Genomic DNA, 605 nt, shown 5'->3' on the forward strand with positions numbered 1-605 from the left:
GCCGAACTGCCGCTGCGTACCGTCCTGCGGGAACATCGCAGCGCGCTGCTGCCGGCGATGATCCTCACCTGCGTGCTCACCTCGGCCGTCGTCGTACTGGTGGTGATCACCCCGACCATGATGCAGAAAACCTTCGGCATGAGCCCCAGCCACACCTTCGCCCTGAGCGCGTTGGGCATCGTGTTCCTGAATATCGGTTGCGTGTTGGCCGGGCTCCTGGTGGACCGCATCGGCGCCTGGCGTGCGGTGTTGGTCTATAGCCTGCTGCTGCCGGTGGGGATTGCCGTGCTCTATGCGAGCCTGATTGCCGGTGGCGTGTGGCTGGGCGCAGCGTATGCCATTGCCGGCTTGAGTTGCGGGGTGGTGGGCGCGGTGCCGTCGGTGATGGTCAACCTGTTCCCGGCGCAGGTGCGGGTGTCGGGGATTTCCTTCACCTACAACATTGCCTATGCGCTGTGGGCGAGTACCACGCCGCTGATGTTGATCGCGTTGATGCCGACCAGCCCGTGGATCTGCGTGGGGTATTGCGTGGCGATGGGCGCGGTGGGCGCAGTGAGTGCGGCGCATTTTGGCAAGCGCCAACCTACCTGATCGTTCCCACGCTC

1 protein-coding gene is annotated in these 605 nt (G+C 64.8%); it reads left to right on the forward strand.

Annotated features, from left to right (window positions below; all coding sequences use genetic code 11):
* Positions 1-591: MFS transporter (locus HX846_RS21595; protein ID WP_372242007.1), on the forward strand; the 591-nt coding region annotated here is incomplete at its 5' end.
* Between the last annotated feature and the right edge of the window lie 14 nt (positions 592-605).

The sequence above is a fragment of the Pseudomonas sp. K5002 genome (assembly GCF_013386655.1).
Classification (GTDB): domain Bacteria; phylum Pseudomonadota; class Gammaproteobacteria; order Pseudomonadales; family Pseudomonadaceae; genus Aquipseudomonas.